At 62.9% G+C, this 16246-nt stretch carries 16 protein-coding genes; 10 read left to right on the top strand and 6 right to left on the bottom strand.

Features of this window, described 5'->3' with window-relative positions:
- Positions 1–14 precede the first annotated feature (14 nt).
- Positions 15–2789, top strand: a complete 2775-nt coding sequence (locus HX815_RS17405) for a hybrid sensor histidine kinase/response regulator (protein ID WP_177028629.1) — start codon at positions 15–17, stop codon at positions 2787–2789.
- A gap of 163 nt (positions 2790–2952) precedes the next feature.
- Positions 2953–3549 (top strand): MarC family protein, encoded by a 597-nt coding sequence (locus tag HX815_RS17410; protein WP_177028630.1) that lies wholly within the window; start codon positions 2953–2955, stop codon positions 3547–3549.
- A gap of 1 nt (position 3550) precedes the next feature.
- On the opposite strand, the gene HX815_RS17415 is transcribed toward HX815_RS17410, so the two are convergent.
- The 5 genes from HX815_RS17415 to cobG all read right to left on the bottom strand — a co-directional run bounded on the left by HX815_RS17415 (position 3551) and on the right by cobG (position 8936).
- Positions 3551–4342, bottom strand: coding sequence for a hypothetical protein (locus tag HX815_RS17415; RefSeq protein ID WP_102606174.1), 792 nt, complete (start codon positions 4340–4342; stop codon positions 3551–3553).
- 302 nt (positions 4343–4644) lie between these two features.
- Positions 4645–6285, bottom strand: a complete 1641-nt coding sequence (cobJ, locus tag HX815_RS17420; RefSeq protein ID WP_134325665.1) for a precorrin-3B C(17)-methyltransferase — start codon at positions 6283–6285, stop codon at positions 4645–4647.
- The gene (locus HX815_RS17425) at positions 6285–7016 is read right to left on the bottom strand and encodes a precorrin-2 C(20)-methyltransferase (RefSeq protein ID WP_003217336.1); all 732 of its coding nucleotides are present in this window, start codon (positions 7014–7016) and stop codon (positions 6285–6287) included. The genes cobJ and HX815_RS17425 overlap by 1 nt, the downstream gene beginning before the upstream one ends.
- Positions 7016–7642, bottom strand: coding sequence for a precorrin-8X methylmutase (locus tag HX815_RS17430; RefSeq protein WP_003217338.1), 627 nt, complete (start codon positions 7640–7642; stop codon positions 7016–7018). The genes HX815_RS17425 and HX815_RS17430 overlap by 1 nt, the downstream gene beginning before the upstream one ends.
- Entirely contained in the window at positions 7635–8936 is a 1302-nt protein-coding gene (gene cobG / locus HX815_RS17435; RefSeq protein WP_023659365.1) for a precorrin-3B synthase, read from the bottom strand. Before cobG ends, HX815_RS17430 begins: the two co-directional genes overlap by 8 nt.
- 95 nt (positions 8937–9031) lie before the next feature.
- Between cobG and cbiE the strand changes: the two genes are divergently transcribed.
- The gene (cbiE, locus tag HX815_RS17440; protein WP_177028631.1) at positions 9032–10237 is read left to right on the top strand and encodes a precorrin-6y C5,15-methyltransferase (decarboxylating) subunit CbiE; all 1206 of its coding nucleotides are present in this window, start codon (positions 9032–9034) and stop codon (positions 10235–10237) included.
- Positions 10234–10953 carry a cobalt-precorrin-6A reductase gene (locus HX815_RS17445; protein ID WP_177028632.1) on the top strand — a complete coding sequence of 240 codons (720 nt, stop codon included), beginning with the start codon at positions 10234–10236 and terminating at the stop codon, positions 10951–10953. Before cbiE ends, HX815_RS17445 begins: the two co-directional genes overlap by 4 nt.
- A gap of 121 nt (positions 10954–11074) precedes the next feature.
- Here the strand turns inward: HX815_RS17445 and HX815_RS17450 are convergent, their stop codons facing one another.
- On the bottom strand, positions 11075–11326 hold the full coding sequence (locus HX815_RS17450; RefSeq protein ID WP_087693137.1) for a DUF6124 family protein: 252 nt from the start codon (positions 11324–11326) through the stop codon (positions 11075–11077).
- Between the two features lie 644 nt (positions 11327–11970).
- Here HX815_RS17450 and HX815_RS17460 point away from each other — a divergent pair.
- The 6 genes from HX815_RS17460 to HX815_RS17485 all read left to right on the top strand — a co-directional run bounded on the left by HX815_RS17460 (position 11971) and on the right by HX815_RS17485 (position 16188).
- Positions 11971–12273, top strand: coding sequence for a type II toxin-antitoxin system RelE/ParE family toxin (locus tag HX815_RS17460; protein WP_008439032.1), 303 nt, complete (start codon positions 11971–11973; stop codon positions 12271–12273).
- Between the two features lie 3 nt (positions 12274–12276).
- A complete protein-coding gene (locus tag HX815_RS17465) occupies positions 12277–12564 on the top strand; it encodes an addiction module antidote protein (RefSeq protein WP_008439033.1) in 288 nt (95 codons plus the stop codon).
- 97 nt (positions 12565–12661) lie between these two features.
- Complete coding sequence (locus tag HX815_RS17470; protein ID WP_087693136.1) at positions 12662–13057, top strand: DUF2946 domain-containing protein; 396 nt, start codon at positions 12662–12664, stop codon at positions 13055–13057.
- A 46-nt stretch (positions 13058–13103) separates the two neighbouring features.
- Positions 13104–13586, top strand: a complete 483-nt coding sequence (locus HX815_RS17475) for a copper chaperone PCu(A)C (protein WP_003217354.1) — start codon at positions 13104–13106, stop codon at positions 13584–13586.
- A gap of 64 nt (positions 13587–13650) precedes the next feature.
- Positions 13651–14022, top strand: coding sequence for a DUF2946 domain-containing protein (locus tag HX815_RS17480; RefSeq protein ID WP_003217356.1), 372 nt, complete (start codon positions 13651–13653; stop codon positions 14020–14022).
- A gap of 93 nt (positions 14023–14115) precedes the next feature.
- The gene (locus HX815_RS17485) at positions 14116–16188 is read left to right on the top strand and encodes a TonB-dependent copper receptor (protein WP_177028633.1); all 2073 of its coding nucleotides are present in this window, start codon (positions 14116–14118) and stop codon (positions 16186–16188) included.
- The last annotated feature ends 58 nt before the right edge of the window (positions 16189–16246 follow it).

Raw genomic sequence — 16246 nt, forward strand, 5'->3', positions numbered from 1 at the left:
GAAGGGATTTCGCCGTGCGCTGGCTCAGGATCGCCATAGGTTTCACTGTCAGTCTGCTGACCTTGCTCTGCTTGCTCCCGGCCCAGGCCGCCGCACAAGGCAGTGGCTGGGCAGTATTGCTTGATGAACAGGCCGATCTGCAACTGAGCGACATCCGCTCGCCCCGCTACATCAATCAATTCAGCCCCATCGAACTGGACCGGATTACCGCCGCGCAACCGGACGGTGCGTTGTGGGTACGCTTCAGGCTGCAACCCGGCAAACACGAGCAAGTGCTGCGGGTATTCGCCCCTGACCTGTCACACCTGAACCTGTATGTACTCGACGGCGACACCCTGGTGGAGCAGGAAGCTACCGGCACCCGCCAGCCCCAGGCCGAGCGCCCGCTGCCCAGCAGCGACTTCATGCTGCCGATGCCGCAAAGCCAGAAGCCGCTGGACGTGTACCTGCGCATGGTCTCGGAACACGAGCTGCGCCCCTACATCACCCTTGAGCCGGCCGTGCTGGCTGCGGCCAACCAGAACCAGACGCTGATCTACGGGCTGCTGTTCGGTTGCCTGGTGATGCTGATCCTGCACAACCTCACCCGCTACGCCTACCATCGCTCCCGCAGCAGCCTGTGGCTCGCCGCCTGCGAATTGCTGTTGCTGCTCAGCCTTGCGCTGCTGCTCAACGTGCTGGGCCCGTGGCTGCCGAACTGGCACGCGGTACAAACCCCCGGCGCCTACCTCGCCCTGCTGCTGACCGCGCCGTGCGGGCTGATGTTTGCCTACCGCTTCTTTGCGCCACTGGGCCCGCATCCGCTGAACAAGCTGTTGATGGCCGACATCCTGCTGATCGTCCTGACCGGCCTGTTGCTGCTGTTCGTCAACACCTTGCCCCTGAACATCATCACCTACGCCCTGGTGGCGCTGGCCGGCCTGAGCATGTTGTTCGTCTCGGCCTATCACTGGCAAAAGGGCTACCGCCCGGCGCGCCTGTTCATGCTGGCGATGGTGATCTTCAACATCGGCACGCTGATTATTCTCCCGGCCTTGCTGGGCCTGACGCTGGTGCCGCCACAAGGCTTGATCATCACCCTGCTCGGCTTTATCTGCCTCAGTGGCCTGTTGATGAGCCTGGCCCTGGGCGAACGCCAGCGCGCCATCACCGAAGACAACTTCAGCCTCAGCCGCGACCTGGCGGCCAGCAACGCCGAAATCGCCGCCAAGGCCGAATTCCTGGCGAAGATCAGCCACGAAATTCGCACCCCCATGAACGGCGTGCTGGGCATGACCGAACTGCTGCTGGGCACCCCGCTTTCAGTCAAGCAACGCGACTACGTGCAAACCATCCACAGCGCCGGCAACGAACTGCTCACCCTGATCAACGAGATTCTCGACATCTCCAAGCTGGAATCCGGGCAGATCGAATTGGACGATGTGCAGTTCGACCTCAACGCGCTGATCGAAGACTGCCTGAGTATTTTCCGCGCCAAGGCCGAGCAGCAGAACGTCGAGCTGATCAGCTTTATCCAGCCCCAGGTACCCCGGGTGATCAGCGGCGACCCGACGCGGCTGCGCCAGGCACTGTTGAGCCTGCTGGAAAATGCCCTGCAAAAAACCGATGAAGGCGAAGTACTGATCGTCGTCGCACTGGACGAGCGCAGCAGCAAACCGCGCCTGCGCATTGCCGTGCAAGACAGCGGCCTGCCGATGGAACCCGCCGAGCGCGACGCCCTGCTGCACAGCGAGTTGCACAGCAAGAACTTCCTCTCTGCCACCCGCCTGAGCGGCCATCTGGGCCTGGTCATTGCCCGCCAGCTGATCCTGTTGATGAACGGCGAATTCGGCATCAAGAGTGGCAGCCAGCAAGGCAGCACCCTGTGGCTGACCTTGCCGCTGGACCCGGAACGCCTGGAGCACCCGACCTCCGACCTCGACGGCCCGCTCAAGGGCGCGCGCGTGCTGGTGGTGGACGACAACGACACCTGCCGCAAAGTGCTGGTGCAGCAATGCACGGCCTGGGGCCTGAACGTGAGTGCCGTGCCTTCGGGCAAGGAAGCCCTGGCGCTGCTGCGCACCAAGGCGCACCTGCGGGACTATTTTGACGTGGTGCTGCTGGACCAGAACATGCCCGGCATGACCGGCATGCAACTGGCGGCGAAGATCAAGGAAGACCCGAGCCTGAACCACGACATCCTGCTGATCATGCTCACCGGCATCAGCAATGCGCCGAGCAAGATCATCGCGCGCAACTGCGGGATCAAGCGCATCCTCGCCAAACCCGTGGCCGGCTATACCCTCAAGACCACCCTTGCCGATGAATTGACCCAGCGCAGCAAGGGCTCCGTGCAACCACGCCAGCCGGCGATCAGCGCGCCGGCCCCGGTGACCGTGCCAAGTGATTTCCGGATCCTGGTGGCGGAGGACAACAGCATCTCCACCAAGGTGATTCGCGGCATGCTCGGCAAGCTCAACCTGCTGCCGGACACCGCCAGCAACGGCGAAGAAGCCCTGCAGGCAATGAAGGCCCAGCGCTACGACCTGGTGTTGATGGACTGTGAAATGCCGATCCTCGACGGCTTCTCCGCCACCCAGCAACTGCGCGCGTGGGAAGTCAGCAACCAGCGGATTCGTACGCCAATCGTGGCACTCACCGCGCACATTCTTTCGGAACATAAAGAGCGTGCACGCCAGGCCGGGATGGACGGGCACATGGCCAAGCCGGTGGAGTTGTCGCAATTGCGCGAGCTGGTGGAGTACTGGGTGGCACAGCGCCAACAGCGGCCAGAGCACGCACCTACCTGACCTGAAATACGCTCTCCCTGTGGGAGCTGGCTTGCCTGCGATAGCGGTGCATCAGACACCTGATTTTTTGGCTGATACACCGTCATCGCAGGCAAGCCAGCTCCCACATTTGTTCCGTGGCGCCTGATAGACTCCCCACTCGTCCCCGCCGCGAGCCGCGCCCATGCTCCATGTGCTATTCAGCGTTTACCTGAAGATGCTGGTGCTCTACAGCCCCTTCTTCGTGCTCTCCTGCTTTATCAGCCTGACTCGCGGTTACTCCAGCAAGGAGCGGCGGCGCCTGGCCTGGAAGGTGGCCCTCGCCACCTTGGTATCCAGCGTGTTGCTCTACCTGTTCGGCCGGGTGATTTTCAGTGTGTTCGGCATCACCGTCGACGCCTTCCGCATCGGCGCCGGCAGTGTGCTGTTCATCTCGGCCCTGGGCATGGCCCAGGGCAAGTCAGCGGCGCAGACCGACAACGTGCAGCAGGACGTGACCATCGTGCCGCTGACCATTCCCCTGACCGTCGGCCCCGGCACCATCGGTGCGCTGCTGGTGATGGGCGTCAGCCAGCCGCACTGGGACGACAAGATCACCGCGATCCTCAGTATCGCCCTGGCCAGCCTGACGGTGGGCGTGGTGCTGTACCTGTCCAACCGTATCGAACGCATCCTCGGCGACCAGGGCTTGCAGATTGTCAGCCGGTTGATGGGGCTGTTCGTGTGCGCCCTGGCCGCACAAATCATCTTCACCGGTGTACGCGGTTACCTGGTGCCGTAGATCAAATCCTGTAGTTGGCGATAGCCAGGCGGACCTTGTCCCCTGCGCTGTCCCGCAGCAGTTGAATCGTGTCTTCGTTGACCACCGAGCTGTTCAGCACCAGGCACGTGCGGCCACTGAAGGCCTCGACGGATGCACTGTCCCACTCCAGAAACGGTATGCCCAGTTGCTTGCTGACGCCGTGGGAGCTGTACGTCACCAGCACCATCGAAACTTCCCCGGCGATTTCCGAGCAGGACGCCAAGCCGAAATCGCCACCGTCACGCGTGGTGGTATTTCGCTTGAATAACTCAAATGAGGCCGGGAGCTGCTTCAAGGCTTCAACCGCCTCCGCCACCCGTTTGGGCAATACACTGATCAGCGGCCCCGACAGAAACGTCGAGGCCACGGTGGCCGCCATCAGGTTCAGCGCCGCCAGCTGTACCGACAGCCCCTTGCGAGAGGTGTACACCCGCTCGAAACTGCTCCTGACCGGCATCCAGCCGAGGCTGCTCATGACCTTGATGAATTCGTTGTACCAGGCCTCTGTGCCCCGGGCGACCCGCAGCACATCGCTGACGTAGCTGCTCGCCAGCAAATAGCTTTTGCGGGTGTACTCCTTGTTGAGGCTGGTCATGCCTTGCACAAACGACATGACGCTGTTGTTCACCACCGCCGCGTCCAGCTCATCATCCGCCTCGGGCTTCACCGGCGCGCTCAACCCCGACGCCAGGCCGGGCGCGCCCGGAAGCCGGTAAGCGGCAATCAGCTTCCTCCTTTTTGCGCTGTTGATCCGTTTGTTGTTTCGCTCCATAGCCATTTCTCCATAACCCCCAACATGGGGCTCAACGCCAACACTAGTCGACTTGCCGGGGATTTTGAGCTGCTGGAAATTGACCACGGGACGCGCCACGACCCGCAGGAAAAATCACTGCAGGCGGCGCAGCTGAGTAAACGCTGGGGATGAGGCGGCGGCACACAAAAGCGCCGTGCTTTTCTTCAAGCCGTAGAGAAAGGTATGACTTGAGCCGATGCAAAAAAACCTCGGCAAGCAGATCTTTCCGGCATCAATGACTGACGTTTCAAGGCGGCCCCATGGCGGGGCCGCCGTTGTTTTCAGGAGGCGGGTTTCTCGCCGTACCAACGTGGCGTGTAGACCCACTCGCCACCACCTGCCCGCGCAAAGACGCAGGTGGTGGACGAACCGATCAGCACCATGGTGCGCATGTCCACCTGCTCCGGCGTCAGTTGCCCCAGGGTGGTGACTCGCAGGGTCTGGCCCGGGCGACCGATGTCACGGCCCAAGACCACCGGTGTTTCAGGCGTGCGGTGCTGCGCGACGATTTCCAGGGCGCGTCCCAACTGCCAGGGCCGCGCACGGGAGATCGGGTTATAGAACGCCAGCGCCAGGTCGGCCTGGGACGCCAGGTCCAGGCGCTTCTCGATGATCGACCAGGGTTTGAGGTTGTCCGACAGTGACATCACACAGAAGTCATGCCCCAGCGGTGCACCTGCCTGGGCCGCCGTGGCGAGGGATGCCGACACGCCCGGCAAAATCTCCAGGTCGACCTGATGCCAGGCCGGGTCGCCGGACTCGTGCAAGGCTTCGATCACCGCAGCGGCCATGGCAAATACACCGGGGTCACCCGAAGACACCACCACCACCGAACGCCCCTGCGCCGCCAGCTCAAAGGCATGACGCGCGCGCTGCATCTCTTCGCGATTGTCGGTGCAATGCTGGATCTGGTCCGCGCGGAACGGCCCGGCCATGCGCACATAGGTTTCGTAACCCAGCACGTCGGTACAGCGGGCCAGCTCGGCTTTTACTGCCGGTACCATCAGTTCGGCAGCGCCGGGGCCCAGACCGATCACCGCGAGGCGGCCACGGGGACGACCGATCAGGGACAGGTCCAGAGGGGCCTCGGCCACCGTGATCGCGATGTCCGCCTGAGGCGCCAGATCGGCGAAGCGCAATGGCACGCCCAGCTCCAACGCCGCTTCGTGCAATGACGAATCGGCCATCTCCGTTTCAGCCGCCAGCAGGCAAGCCAGGGACTGCACGGCGAGCCCGGCATCCTGCAACGCCGCACGAATTCGCCCGGCCAGTTGCGGCCCCGGCTGGCAGGTAACCAACACCGTCTTCGGATAAATCAGCAACTCATTGGCCGCAGGTGTGCGCTCGGCACTGCCGACGTGAATCGCCAGGCGCGCCTGTTGATCCTGGGGCAAGTTGGCCTGATCCAGCCACGGCGCCGCGCCTTCAATGCGTACTGATTCGCCAGCCAGCAAATCCGAGACAAAGCGTTTGCCCAGTTCCAGATCCCCCAGCTGATAACCATGGGGCGGGTTAAGCAGGCAGGTACCAAAACGCAGCTCGCCACTGGTGGTGATCGCGGCGGCAACGTCCAGGGCAGCGGCGATTTCCCGCGCCATCACGTTTACACCACCGAGGCCACCGAGCAACGGCACCACCGCGCTGCCGTCTTCGGCGACGGCCAGCACAGCTGGCTCGATGCCCTTCTCCAGCAACAGCGGCGCCAGGGTGCGGATCACAATCCCGGCGGCGCACAGGGCGATGATCGGCGTGCCCTGTTGATACAACTGGCGCACGCTGGCGCCGAATTCGTTATAGGCCTGATCTGCGCCCTCGACCCGCCCGGCCAGGCCGTGGATCAGTGCGTCGGGATACACCTGCTGGATAGCGCGGGCCGTGGCGAGGCTGCCCTGCCCCAGGATGACAATCGCGGGAGCCGTCATCAGCCTTGCCACCTTTCACCAGGAACGATGATCAACGAGAAATACGGCGAGGACGTCGGATCGACCTGATCCAGGGCGACGATTTTCTGATTGGCCATGGTCGCGCGCTCGACGTACAACGCCCGGCTCGCCAATCCCAATTCTTCCAGTACCTGACGCACCTTGGTGAAGTTGCGCCCCAGCTTCATGATCACCGCCGCGTCGGCATCCGCCAGGCGACGCTTGAGTTCGTCATGGGGCAGCACGCCGGAAAGCACCGACAGGCTCTGGTTGCGGTACACCAACGGTGCGCCCAGTACAGAGGCGCCACCGAGCATCGAGCACACACCCGGGATCACCTGGGCTTCGTAGCGCTCGGCCAGGCGGTCGTGCAAATACATGTAGGAGCCGTAGAAGAACGGGTCGCCTTCACAGATCACCGCCACATCGCGCCCCGCGTCCAGGTGTGCCGCAACGTCGACACTGGCGGTGTCGTAGAAATCGCTGATCACTTGCTCGTAGGACAGCGGCGCCGGCAACACTTCAGTGGTCACCGGGTACACCAGCGGCATCAGGGTTTGCTGGGGCACCAAATGGTCTTCGATGATGCCGAAAGCGTTGCCCTTCTTGCCCTTGGCCACGAAGTACGCCACCACCGGCGATTCGCGCAGCAGGCGCAGGGCTTTGAGGGTAATCAGTTCCGGATCGCCGGGGCCTACGCCCAGGCCGATCAAACGTCCGCGTGCCGGCATCATTCGACCTCCGTGGCCAAGGCGTTGACCGCGGCGGCGGCCATCGCACTGCCGCCCAGGCGGCCCTGCATGATCACAAACGGTACGCCGCGGCTGTCTGCCGCCAGCATCGCCTTGGATTCGGCGGCGCCGACAAAGCCCACCGGGAACCCGAGGATCAGTGCAGGTTTTGGCGCGCCGGCGTCGAGCATTTCCAGCAGGTAAAACAGCGCTGTCGGCGCATTGCCGATCACCACCACACTGCCTTCCAGGTGCGGGCGCCACAGCTCCAGGGCGGCGGCGGAACGGGTGTTGCCCAACTCGCGGGCCAACTCCGGCACGCTGTCGTCGCGCAGGGTGCAGATCACCTGATTGTTGGCCGGCAGGCGCGTACGGGTCACGCCTTCGGAGACCATCCGCGCATCACACAGGATCGGCGCGCCAGCGGCCAGGGCTTCGCGCCCGGCCTTGCCGGCACCTTCGGAAAATTGCAGGCCGTCGATGGCGTCGACCATGCCGCAGGCATGAATCACCCGCACCGCGAGTTTTTCCAGGTCGGCAGGGATGCGATCAAGCCGGGCTTCTGCGCGAATGATCGCGAAGGAGTTGCGATAGATCTCCTGACCGTCGCGGATGTAATCAATCATCGGTGTTGCTCCGTGGGTGAGCGCGCAACAAGGCGCCCGCCGCTTCAATAGAAAGAGTGCGCGCGTGCAGGCGGCCGAAACCGGGCAGGCCTGCGTCGCGAAAATAGAGGTCGTAGTGGCCGGGGCTTACCGCCAGCAGGGTGACCGGCGCGGTGTGTGCGGCCGCGCAGGAACGCGGGCAGCCGGACAGGTGCACGCTGTGGCCGGGCGCAAGCGCGGCCAGTTGCACGGCGTCGGCCTTGGTGTCGGACAGGCCTTTGGCGCAACCGCCGGCGCCGGTGCAGGCGATCATCCGTGCGAGGGGTTGGTCCACCGAACACAAAAAGCCAAGCTGTTCGAGGCGTTCGGTGACAGCCGCCGCATCCTGGATATTGGGCAGCAGCAGGCCTTGCCATGGCGTGACACGCAAGGTGGCGTCGCCATGGTCGACGGCCAGTTGCGCAGCGCCCCTGAGCATCGCCGAATCCAGGCGGCCCAAGGGTGCGACGGCGGCGACGTAGACCTGGTTTTTTTGGCGCTGTGGATAACTTCCCAGGTGCAGCGGCGCGGGGTTGGAGTGCCTTGAAAAGCCATCAACCGGCTGCAATGGCATATTCAGCTGCCGCAAAAAGTTATCCACAGCGGTTTCAGCCAGCAGGTGGCGCATGCGGGTTTGATCAGGCCGGGCCAGCTCAAGGAACCGCTCCAGCACCGCCACCACCAGTGCATGCCCTTGTGCCAAAGGTACCGCCGCCAAGGGCGCATCCCGCGCCGGGCAGCCTGCCAGGCCGAATGCCAACAGCGTGTTGCCATTGGCATCGAAGGCTGATAGCCACAGGTCGTGATGATGCTCGAGCATCGCCAGGGCTTCACCGCCGTCCAGTTGCACGGCGAACTTGGCCGACAGCTCATGGAAACGCGGGTGGGTTTCCAGGGTGGTGAGGATCTGGTCGGCCAACGGTCGGGTATCGAACAGCATCTCGCGGTCAATGCCGGCACTGGGGCTCAGCATCAGGTTGCGCACATCATCACCGGCGGCACGCTTGGGGCCCAGGTCGGCGGCCAGCAAGGCGGCGATCAACGCATCCTGTTCGGCGCCAATCCCGCGAATCTGCAGGTTGGCGCGGTTGGTCGCCTCGATCACCCCACCGGCATGGGCCTGGGCGGCGTCGGCCACGGCAAACGCCTGCTCGGCGCGGATCGAACCGCCCGCCAGTTTGATGCGGCAAATCCCGCCATCCAACGCCTGGACAATACGCAGCAACCCCGGACAGGCCGAGGGGCGCAAGGTATTGGACGGTGGTATTGGTTTCACGGGGCTACCGGTTCACGGGTAAAGGCGCGGTATTATGCCTGCTTTGTCCGGCGGCATGAAAAGCCTGCCCGTCGGATGTCGTTCAAGGAATTCATATGTCGCCCTGGCTGACGGTAGTAGGCATCGGTGAAGACGGCTTCAAGGGCCTGGGCAGAAACGCCCGGCACGCCCTGTTGCGCGCCTCGCGCATTATTGGCGGGCAACGCCAGCTGGACTTGTTGCCGGTGTGCATCCGTGGCGAACGCCAGGTGTGGCCCAGCCCGTTCTCCCTGGAGCCGGTGCTGGCCAGGCGTGGTGAAGCGGTGTGCGTGCTGGCCAGCGGCGACCCGATGTTCTATGGCGTAGGCGCGAGCCTGGCGCGGCAGGTGCCCGCAAATGAGCTGCTGATCCTGCCGGCGCCCTCTTCCGTGTCCCTGGCGGCGGCGCGTCTGGGCTGGCCGTTGCAAGAGGTTGTGACGCTGTCGGTGGTTGCCCGGCCGATGGCGGCGCTGAATGCGCATCTGGCCAGCGGCGTGCGTTTGCTGGTGCTGAGCAATGACGGCCAGAGCCCGGCGGCGATTGCCACACAATTGGCCGAGCGCGGGTTTGGCGCAAGTCGCCTGAGTGTGTTTGAACACCTCGGCGGGCCGGATGAGCGGCGCATCGACGGCATCGCCCGGGATTGGCCTGGCGAACCGATTGCCGCGTTGAATCTGCTGGCCATCGACTGCGTGGCCGACGCCAACACAGCGCGCCTGTCACGCCTGGCAGGGCTGCCGGACTCGGCCTTCAGGCACGACGGCCAACTGACCAAGCGCGACGTGCGCGCCATGACCCTCGCCCGCCTCGCGCCGATGCCCGGTGAACTGCTGTGGGACGTGGGCGCGGGCAGCGGCTCCATCGGGATCGAATGGATGCGCGCCCACCCCAGCTGCCGCGCCCTGGCCATCGAGGCCGATGAAGGCCGGCAACTGTTGATCGAACATAACCGTGATGCCCTTGGCGTACCCGGCCTGCAACTGATTCGCGGCACCGCGCCCCACGCCCTGAACGAGCTGGAAGCGCCCGACGCCATCTTCATCGGCGGCGGCGTCACCCGCGACGGCGTGCTCGACACTTGCTGGCAACACCTGCGCCCGGGCGGCCGGCTGGTGGCCAACGCCGTGACCCTGCAAAGTGAAATGACCCTGATGGCCTGGCGTGAACAACACGGCGGCGAGCTGACCCGCATTCATGTGGCCCAGGCCCAGCCACTGGGGGGCTTTGATACCTGGCGCCAGGCGCTGCCGATCACCCTGCTGGAAGTGATCAAGCCGCTATGAAACGCATCCTGCTGTTGGGCGGCGTGACGGAAGCCCTGGCCATCGCCCGCACACTGGGGCCCGAGCATATCTACAGCCTGGCGGGTGTTGGCCGCGTTCCCACCGACCTTACGTGCCAGGTGCGCGTCGGTGGCTATGGCGGCGCGGAAGGTTTGGCGCAGTTCATTCGCGATGAAGGTATCGAGCTGGTGCTGGACGCGACCCATCCGTATGCCGCACAGATCAGCGCCAACGCCGCCCATGCCGCAGGTTTATGCGGCATTCCCTGCTGGGCCCTGCGCCGCCCGGCGTGGCAGCCACAGGCGGATGATGACTGGCGCGAAGTCGGTGACTGGGCGGAGTTGATTGAAGCTCTGAAACCCTTCAAGCGACCACTGTTCACGCTGGGCCGTGAACCGTTGCAACACCTCGACGAAATCCCCGCCGAGCAGTTCTGGACACTGCGCGCACTGGATGTGTACCCCGGCAATGAGCGCTGCGAAGTGATTGGCGCCCGTGGGCCGTTTTTGATCGAGGATGAACGGGCGCTGTTTGAGCGGCGGCAGATTGATGTGCTGATCAGCAAGAACAGCGGCAGCACGGCTACCGAGCCGAAGCTGGAAGTGGCACGGGAGCGGGGGGTGCCGGTGTTGGTGTTGAGGCGGCCGGTGTTGGCGCAGGTGGATAGGGCATTCACGACAGTCAACTCGGTACTGGAAGCATTCCAGTCTGTATGACGCAACACGAAACAAAGGTGGGAGCTGGCTTGCCTGCGATGCAAACGACACGGTCATTCAGATACACCGCGGCGATGCTATCGCAGGCAAGCCAGCTCCCACACTAACCTGCGTCGCGCTGTTAGCTCCGCGCGGCAGCCGTCTGTCCGGCTGCATCGTGCACCCGATCAGCCAGTAACTCCGCCAGCTCGATCAACTGAGCGACGCCCAACAACTCCTCTCGCTTCGATCCTTCCAGGCTAAACGCCAAGTCGCAACTCAGCGCGTTGGCCGAGGCGAGTGTTTCAATGAGGTTGACCAACAGGTCTTCGGTGCTGATTCCGTCGGCTACGGTGAACAGCCGAAAAGGGGGATTGGGGGTAGGTTTAATCATTGTGAAGCTCCGGAGAAGTACAAAGGAGCTACCACTGATCGCCGCGATGCGATGGGGGTGGTAGCTGAACGCGGGTTCGCGGACCGGCTCTCCAGAACACCGGCATACCCGAAGGTATCCCGCGCACAGCCACCATAGCGCCGCACAGTAGACGATAAAAAAGCGCCAACTGAAAGGACACGATGACGCTTTTGCGTCTGAAGAAATCCGGGCCGCGACGCCCGACCACTGAGTTTGCAGTGGTGTTCGGAGACTAGAGATTGAGTTTCCTAGAGACAACCGCCAATCACTGTCGGAAATTTCTGTGGAGGGCCTCCACATTCGAATCGAACACAATCCAAACTGTGGGAGCTGGCTTGCCTGCGATAGCATCACCTCGTTCCAGCAGGAAGACCGAGTCGCCTGTATCGCAAGGTGCAATGACCTCGTAGGAAAGCGCCTCAATCATCGACATCCTTTTGACAACCTCGCTTTAAAAACTGATTCGCCTTACACCCCCCTCCGAACCAGCCGGCTGGTTCAGCCAAAAGCCCTCGCCCTAAGCTCCCCTCCCGCAGTTTTGCACCAGAGTCTGCGATGGGGATGCACTGCTTTTGCGGAGCATCGTGACTTGTCATTCTGTATCCCAAGGAATACGATCCAAGATGATTCACTTCAAGAAATCCAAGCATTTCCTGGAGTGGCTTGATTCGTTAAACAATAAACCGGCCCGTGCACGCGTACTGGCAAGGTTGAATAACGCACAATCAGGCAACTTCGGAGACTGTGAGACAGTAGGAAATGGCGTTTCGGAAATGCGCATCCACTACGGTCCTGGATACCGGGTTTATTTCACTCGTAGAGAGGAGGTGGTTTACCTGTTGTTGATAGGCGGCGATAAATCAACGCAGAAACGCGATATCCAGCGCGCTAAGCAAATTGCAGCAGACTTTGAAAAAAAGGAGTAAGCCATGACTGAATTTACAGACTTCGACATAGCGGAACACCTCAAGACTCCTGAAGATATGGCCGAGTATCTTGAAGCGTGCTTCGAGGAGGATGCCGGTGACGGACTGCTTATTCGTTCAGCCCTCAACAACATCGCCCGCGCCCAAGGCATGACTCAAGTAGCCCGCGACGCAGGCCTCGGACGCGAAAGTTTATATAAAGCCCTCTCCAGCACTGGCAATCCCGAGTTCGCGACTATCATGAAGGTCATGAAAGCGCTCGGCCTGAAGCTGCACGCCACAGCTGGTTGATAGCACTGCGACACCAAACCACACCGCCCCTTTTTACTTATCCTCCCCGATCAGGCTAAATACCCACCTGATCGTTTAACCCTACGGATTGTCCGCCATGGCCCGTCAACGCTTTGCAATTGCCTGGATCGCCTGCTTTGCAGTGCTGTTCAATGCGTTTGCCATGCCGATGGCGGGTGCGATGCAGCAGGCGGATGACCCGGTCAAGCAACTGCTTTGGGGCGGTTTCTGCTCCTCCAATGCCAACAAGCTGACGGCCATTGCCCTGGGCAAGCTGGAGATTCCGGCGCCGCAGCAGGACGATCACTCCACCATGCAGCATTGCTGGTGCTGCTCGGGCTCGGCGCCATTAGTGGCGTTGCCGGGGCATTCACCAACACTGTATTTCGCAAGATTCGACGCGGTGCAAGACCTGCCGCCGCCGTCATTGCAATCCCCCACCCCGCGCCAGCAATGGCCGAGCCTTAACCCCCGCGCCTCTCCAACGGTCTGATTTCTTCGCAAGTGAACTGCGTTTAGAACCGTTCTGGAGAACTGCCATGCTCAAATCTTCCCTGCTTCTGGCTGCGTTGTTGCTGCCGGTGTGTGCTGCTGCCAATGCCGAAGACTTCAAGGTCGGCGAACTGGTGGTCAGCGAACCCTGGTCCCAGGAACTGCCGCCCAATGCGCCGACCGTCGCGGCGTATTTCGTGATTCATAACCAGGGCGAGCATGCGGATCGCTTGCTCAGCGTCGACACGCCCGTGGCCGCCAAGGCCGAACTGCATGAGCATGTGATGCAGGGCGATCTGATGAAGATGCAGCAAGTGACCAGCGTCGCGGTGCCGGCCAAAGGTGACCTGACGTTCGCGCCCATGGCCTACCACGTGATGCTGCTGGACCTGAAGGACCGCAGCATTTTGCGCGACGGCCAGCATTTTCCGCTGACCCTGAACTTTGAAAAGGCCGGGCCAGTGAAGGTGGAAGTGTCAGTGCAGAAGCAGCCACCCATGGCCGGCCACGAACACATGCACGCCCAATAGATAAACCTTGATGGGCGCCCCACGCGCCAGGTTGTCCCCGCACCGCCGTAAGCCTGTAGGCCTTATGCGCGGCAGCTGGATCAGCCTGTTCGCCATGCTGATGATCTTTATCGGTCCGCTGATTTCCCAAGCGATGCCGATGGATCATCACGCCGGCATGTCGATGGAAATGTCCATGGACGCGCCGAGCTGCCATGGCGCCGCCAAGCCTGCGACCGATCACCACAAAGCACCCGACGAACACCACGTGCTCTGGGAAAAGTGCGGCTATTGCAGCCTGCTCTTCAGTTGCCCGGCGCTGCCTGGCAGCGTGTCGTTTGTCACCCTCGGCAGCCCGCCGCCCGCCAACGCCCTGACCCCCGCCCCACGCCTGGGCCATGCCCGGCAAACCGTGTTCCCCGGTGCCCGCAGCCGCGCCCCGCCCATCATCGCGTAAGCACTTCACACCGTTACTTCACCCCGGCCGACTTTAGACAGACAGCCGCAGGCTGCTGGCCGTGTTGTTTACGAATGAATGATGGAATTTTTCATGTCCAGGTTTTCTGCTGACACCCGTTTGGGATGTACTCCCGTTTTCGCCGTTCTGTGTGGCGCGCTGCTGGTTCCTCAGGTCCACGCCGACGAGCCTGCCGACCAGAACGAACTGAGCCCGACGGTGATCACCGCCATTGCCCCCAGCTCACCACTGACCGTCGTCACCAACCCGAAAGACCCGCGCCAACCGGTGCCCGCCAGCGATGGCGGCGACTACCTCAAGACCATCCCCGGCTTCGCCCTGGTGCGCAACGGCGGCACCAACGGCGACCCGGTGCTGCGGGGCATGTTCGGCTCACGCCTGAACATCCTCACCAACGGCAGCATGATGCTCGGCGCCTGCCCCGGCCGGATGGACGCGCCCACCTCCTATATCTCACCGGAAACCTACGACAAGCTGACGGTGATCAAGGGCCCGCAAACCGTGCTCTGGGGCCCGGGTGCTTCAGCCGGCACGGTCCTGTTCGAGCGCGAGCCCGAGCAATTCGGCGAGCTGGGCACGCGGGTCAACGCCAGCATCCTGGCGGGCTCCAACGGGCGTTTCGACAAAGTCGTCGACGCAGCAGCCGGCGGGCCGCTGGGTTATGTGCGGGTGATCGGCAACCAGGCCCACGCCGATGACTACAAGGACGGCAACAACGACACCGTCGCCTCGCGCTACGACAAGTGGAACGGCGACGTGGCCGTGGGCTGGACCCCGGACGCCGACACCCTGCTGGAACTCACCGCCGGCCGTGGCGATGGCGAAGCCCGCTACGCCGGGCGTGGCATGGACGGTTCGCAGTTTTTGCGCGAGAGCCTCGGATTGCGCTTCGAGAAGTCAAACATCGGCGAGGTGCTGGATAAGGTCGAAGCGCAGGTCTACTACAACTACGCCGACCACGTGATGGACAACTACACCCTGCGCGTCCCGTCGGGCACCGGGATGATGGCCGGTCCCATGGCGGCCAACGTCGACCGCCGCACCCTCGGCGCCCGTATCAAGGCCACGTGGCGCTGGGCCGATGTGCAGTTGATCAGCGGCATTGATGCACAAACCAACGAACACCGCGAACGCAGCGCCATGGGCGTCGACACCTACAAGGACCTGCCCCGCAGCAAGGACGCCAACTTCCACAACTACGGGGTGTTCGGCGAACTGACCTGGTACGCCGCCGACCGCGACCGCCTGATCACCGGCGCCCGCGTCGACCGCGCCTCGGCCAAGGATTTCCGGCAAACCATCAGCTCCGGGATGATGAGCAGCCCCAACCCCACCGCCGGTAAAAACCGCGCCGATACGCTGCCGTCGGGCTTTGTGCGCTACGAGCACGATCTGGCGGACAGCCCTGCCACCCTGTACGCAGGGCTTGGGCATTCGGAGCGTTTCCCTGATTACTGGGAGTTGTTTTCTCCCGACACCGGGTCGGTCGGTTCCGTGAATGCCTTCGACGGTGTGAAGCCTGAAAAAACCACCCAGCTGGATTTTGGCCTGCAATACAAATCCGCCGATCTCGATGCCTGGGCCTCGGGCTACGTCGGCCAGGTGCGTGATTTCATCCTGTTCGACTACCAGCCGGGAATGATGGGCACCACCTCCCAGGCGCGCAATGTGGACGCGCGAATCATGGGCGGTGAATTGGGCGCAGCCTACAAGCTGACCGCCAACTGGAAGGTCGATGCCACCTTCGCCTACGCCTGGGGCAAGAACACCAGCGACGGCAAACCGCTGCCGCAGATCCCGCCGCTGGATGCGCGCTTCGGGCTCACCTACAGCCAGGACGACTGGAGCGCCGGCGCCTTGTGGCGGGTGGTCGCGGCGCAAAACCGCATCGACCAGAACAAGGGCAACGTGGTGGGCAAGGACTTCGACAAAAGCTCGGGGTTTGGCGTGTTCTCGCTGAACGCGGCGTATCGCATCAACAAGAATTTCAAGGTCAGCACCGGCGTCGACAACCTGTTCGGCAAGGCGTACGCCGAGCACTTGAACCTGGCCGGCAACGCCGGGTTCGGCTACCCGGCCAATGACCCGCAAGCCATCAAGGAACCGGGGCGCACGCTCTGGACCAAGGTGGACATGAGCTTCTAAGCGCATCGCAGGCAAGCCCGCTCCCACAGTTGCAATGCATTCCCCTGTGGGAGCGGGC

This window comes from Pseudomonas sp. E6002, assembly GCF_013385565.1.
GTDB lineage: Bacteria > Pseudomonadota > Gammaproteobacteria > Pseudomonadales > Pseudomonadaceae > Aquipseudomonas.

Coding starts and splice junctions, on each gene's coding strand:
- HX815_RS17410 (WP_177028630.1), top strand. CDS start 2,953: ATGCTCCATGTGCTATTCAGCGTTTACCTGAAGATGCTGGTGCTCTAC.
- HX815_RS17415 (WP_102606174.1), bottom strand. CDS start 4,342: ATGGAGCGAAACAACAAACGGATCAACAGCGCAAAAAGGAGGAAGCTG.
- cobJ (WP_134325665.1), bottom strand. CDS start 6,285: ATGACGGCTCCCGCGATTGTCATCCTGGGGCAGGGCAGCCTCGCCACG.
- HX815_RS17425 (WP_003217336.1), bottom strand. CDS start 7,016: ATGCCGGCACGCGGACGTTTGATCGGCCTGGGCGTAGGCCCCGGCGAT.
- HX815_RS17430 (WP_003217338.1), bottom strand. CDS start 7,642: ATGATTGATTACATCCGCGACGGTCAGGAGATCTATCGCAACTCCTTC.
- cbiE (WP_177028631.1), top strand. CDS start 9,032: ATGTCGCCCTGGCTGACGGTAGTAGGCATCGGTGAAGACGGCTTCAAG.
- HX815_RS17445 (WP_177028632.1), top strand. CDS start 10,234: ATGAAACGCATCCTGCTGTTGGGCGGCGTGACGGAAGCCCTGGCCATC.
- HX815_RS17450 (WP_087693137.1), bottom strand. CDS start 11,326: ATGATTAAACCTACCCCCAATCCCCCTTTTCGGCTGTTCACCGTAGCC.
- HX815_RS17460 (WP_008439032.1), top strand. CDS start 11,971: ATGATTCACTTCAAGAAATCCAAGCATTTCCTGGAGTGGCTTGATTCG.
- HX815_RS17465 (WP_008439033.1), top strand. CDS start 12,277: ATGACTGAATTTACAGACTTCGACATAGCGGAACACCTCAAGACTCCT.
- HX815_RS17470 (WP_087693136.1), top strand. CDS start 12,662: ATGGCCCGTCAACGCTTTGCAATTGCCTGGATCGCCTGCTTTGCAGTG.
- HX815_RS17475 (WP_003217354.1), top strand. CDS start 13,104: ATGCTCAAATCTTCCCTGCTTCTGGCTGCGTTGTTGCTGCCGGTGTGT.
- HX815_RS17480 (WP_003217356.1), top strand. CDS start 13,651: ATGCGCGGCAGCTGGATCAGCCTGTTCGCCATGCTGATGATCTTTATC.
- HX815_RS17485 (WP_177028633.1), top strand. CDS start 14,116: ATGTCCAGGTTTTCTGCTGACACCCGTTTGGGATGTACTCCCGTTTTC.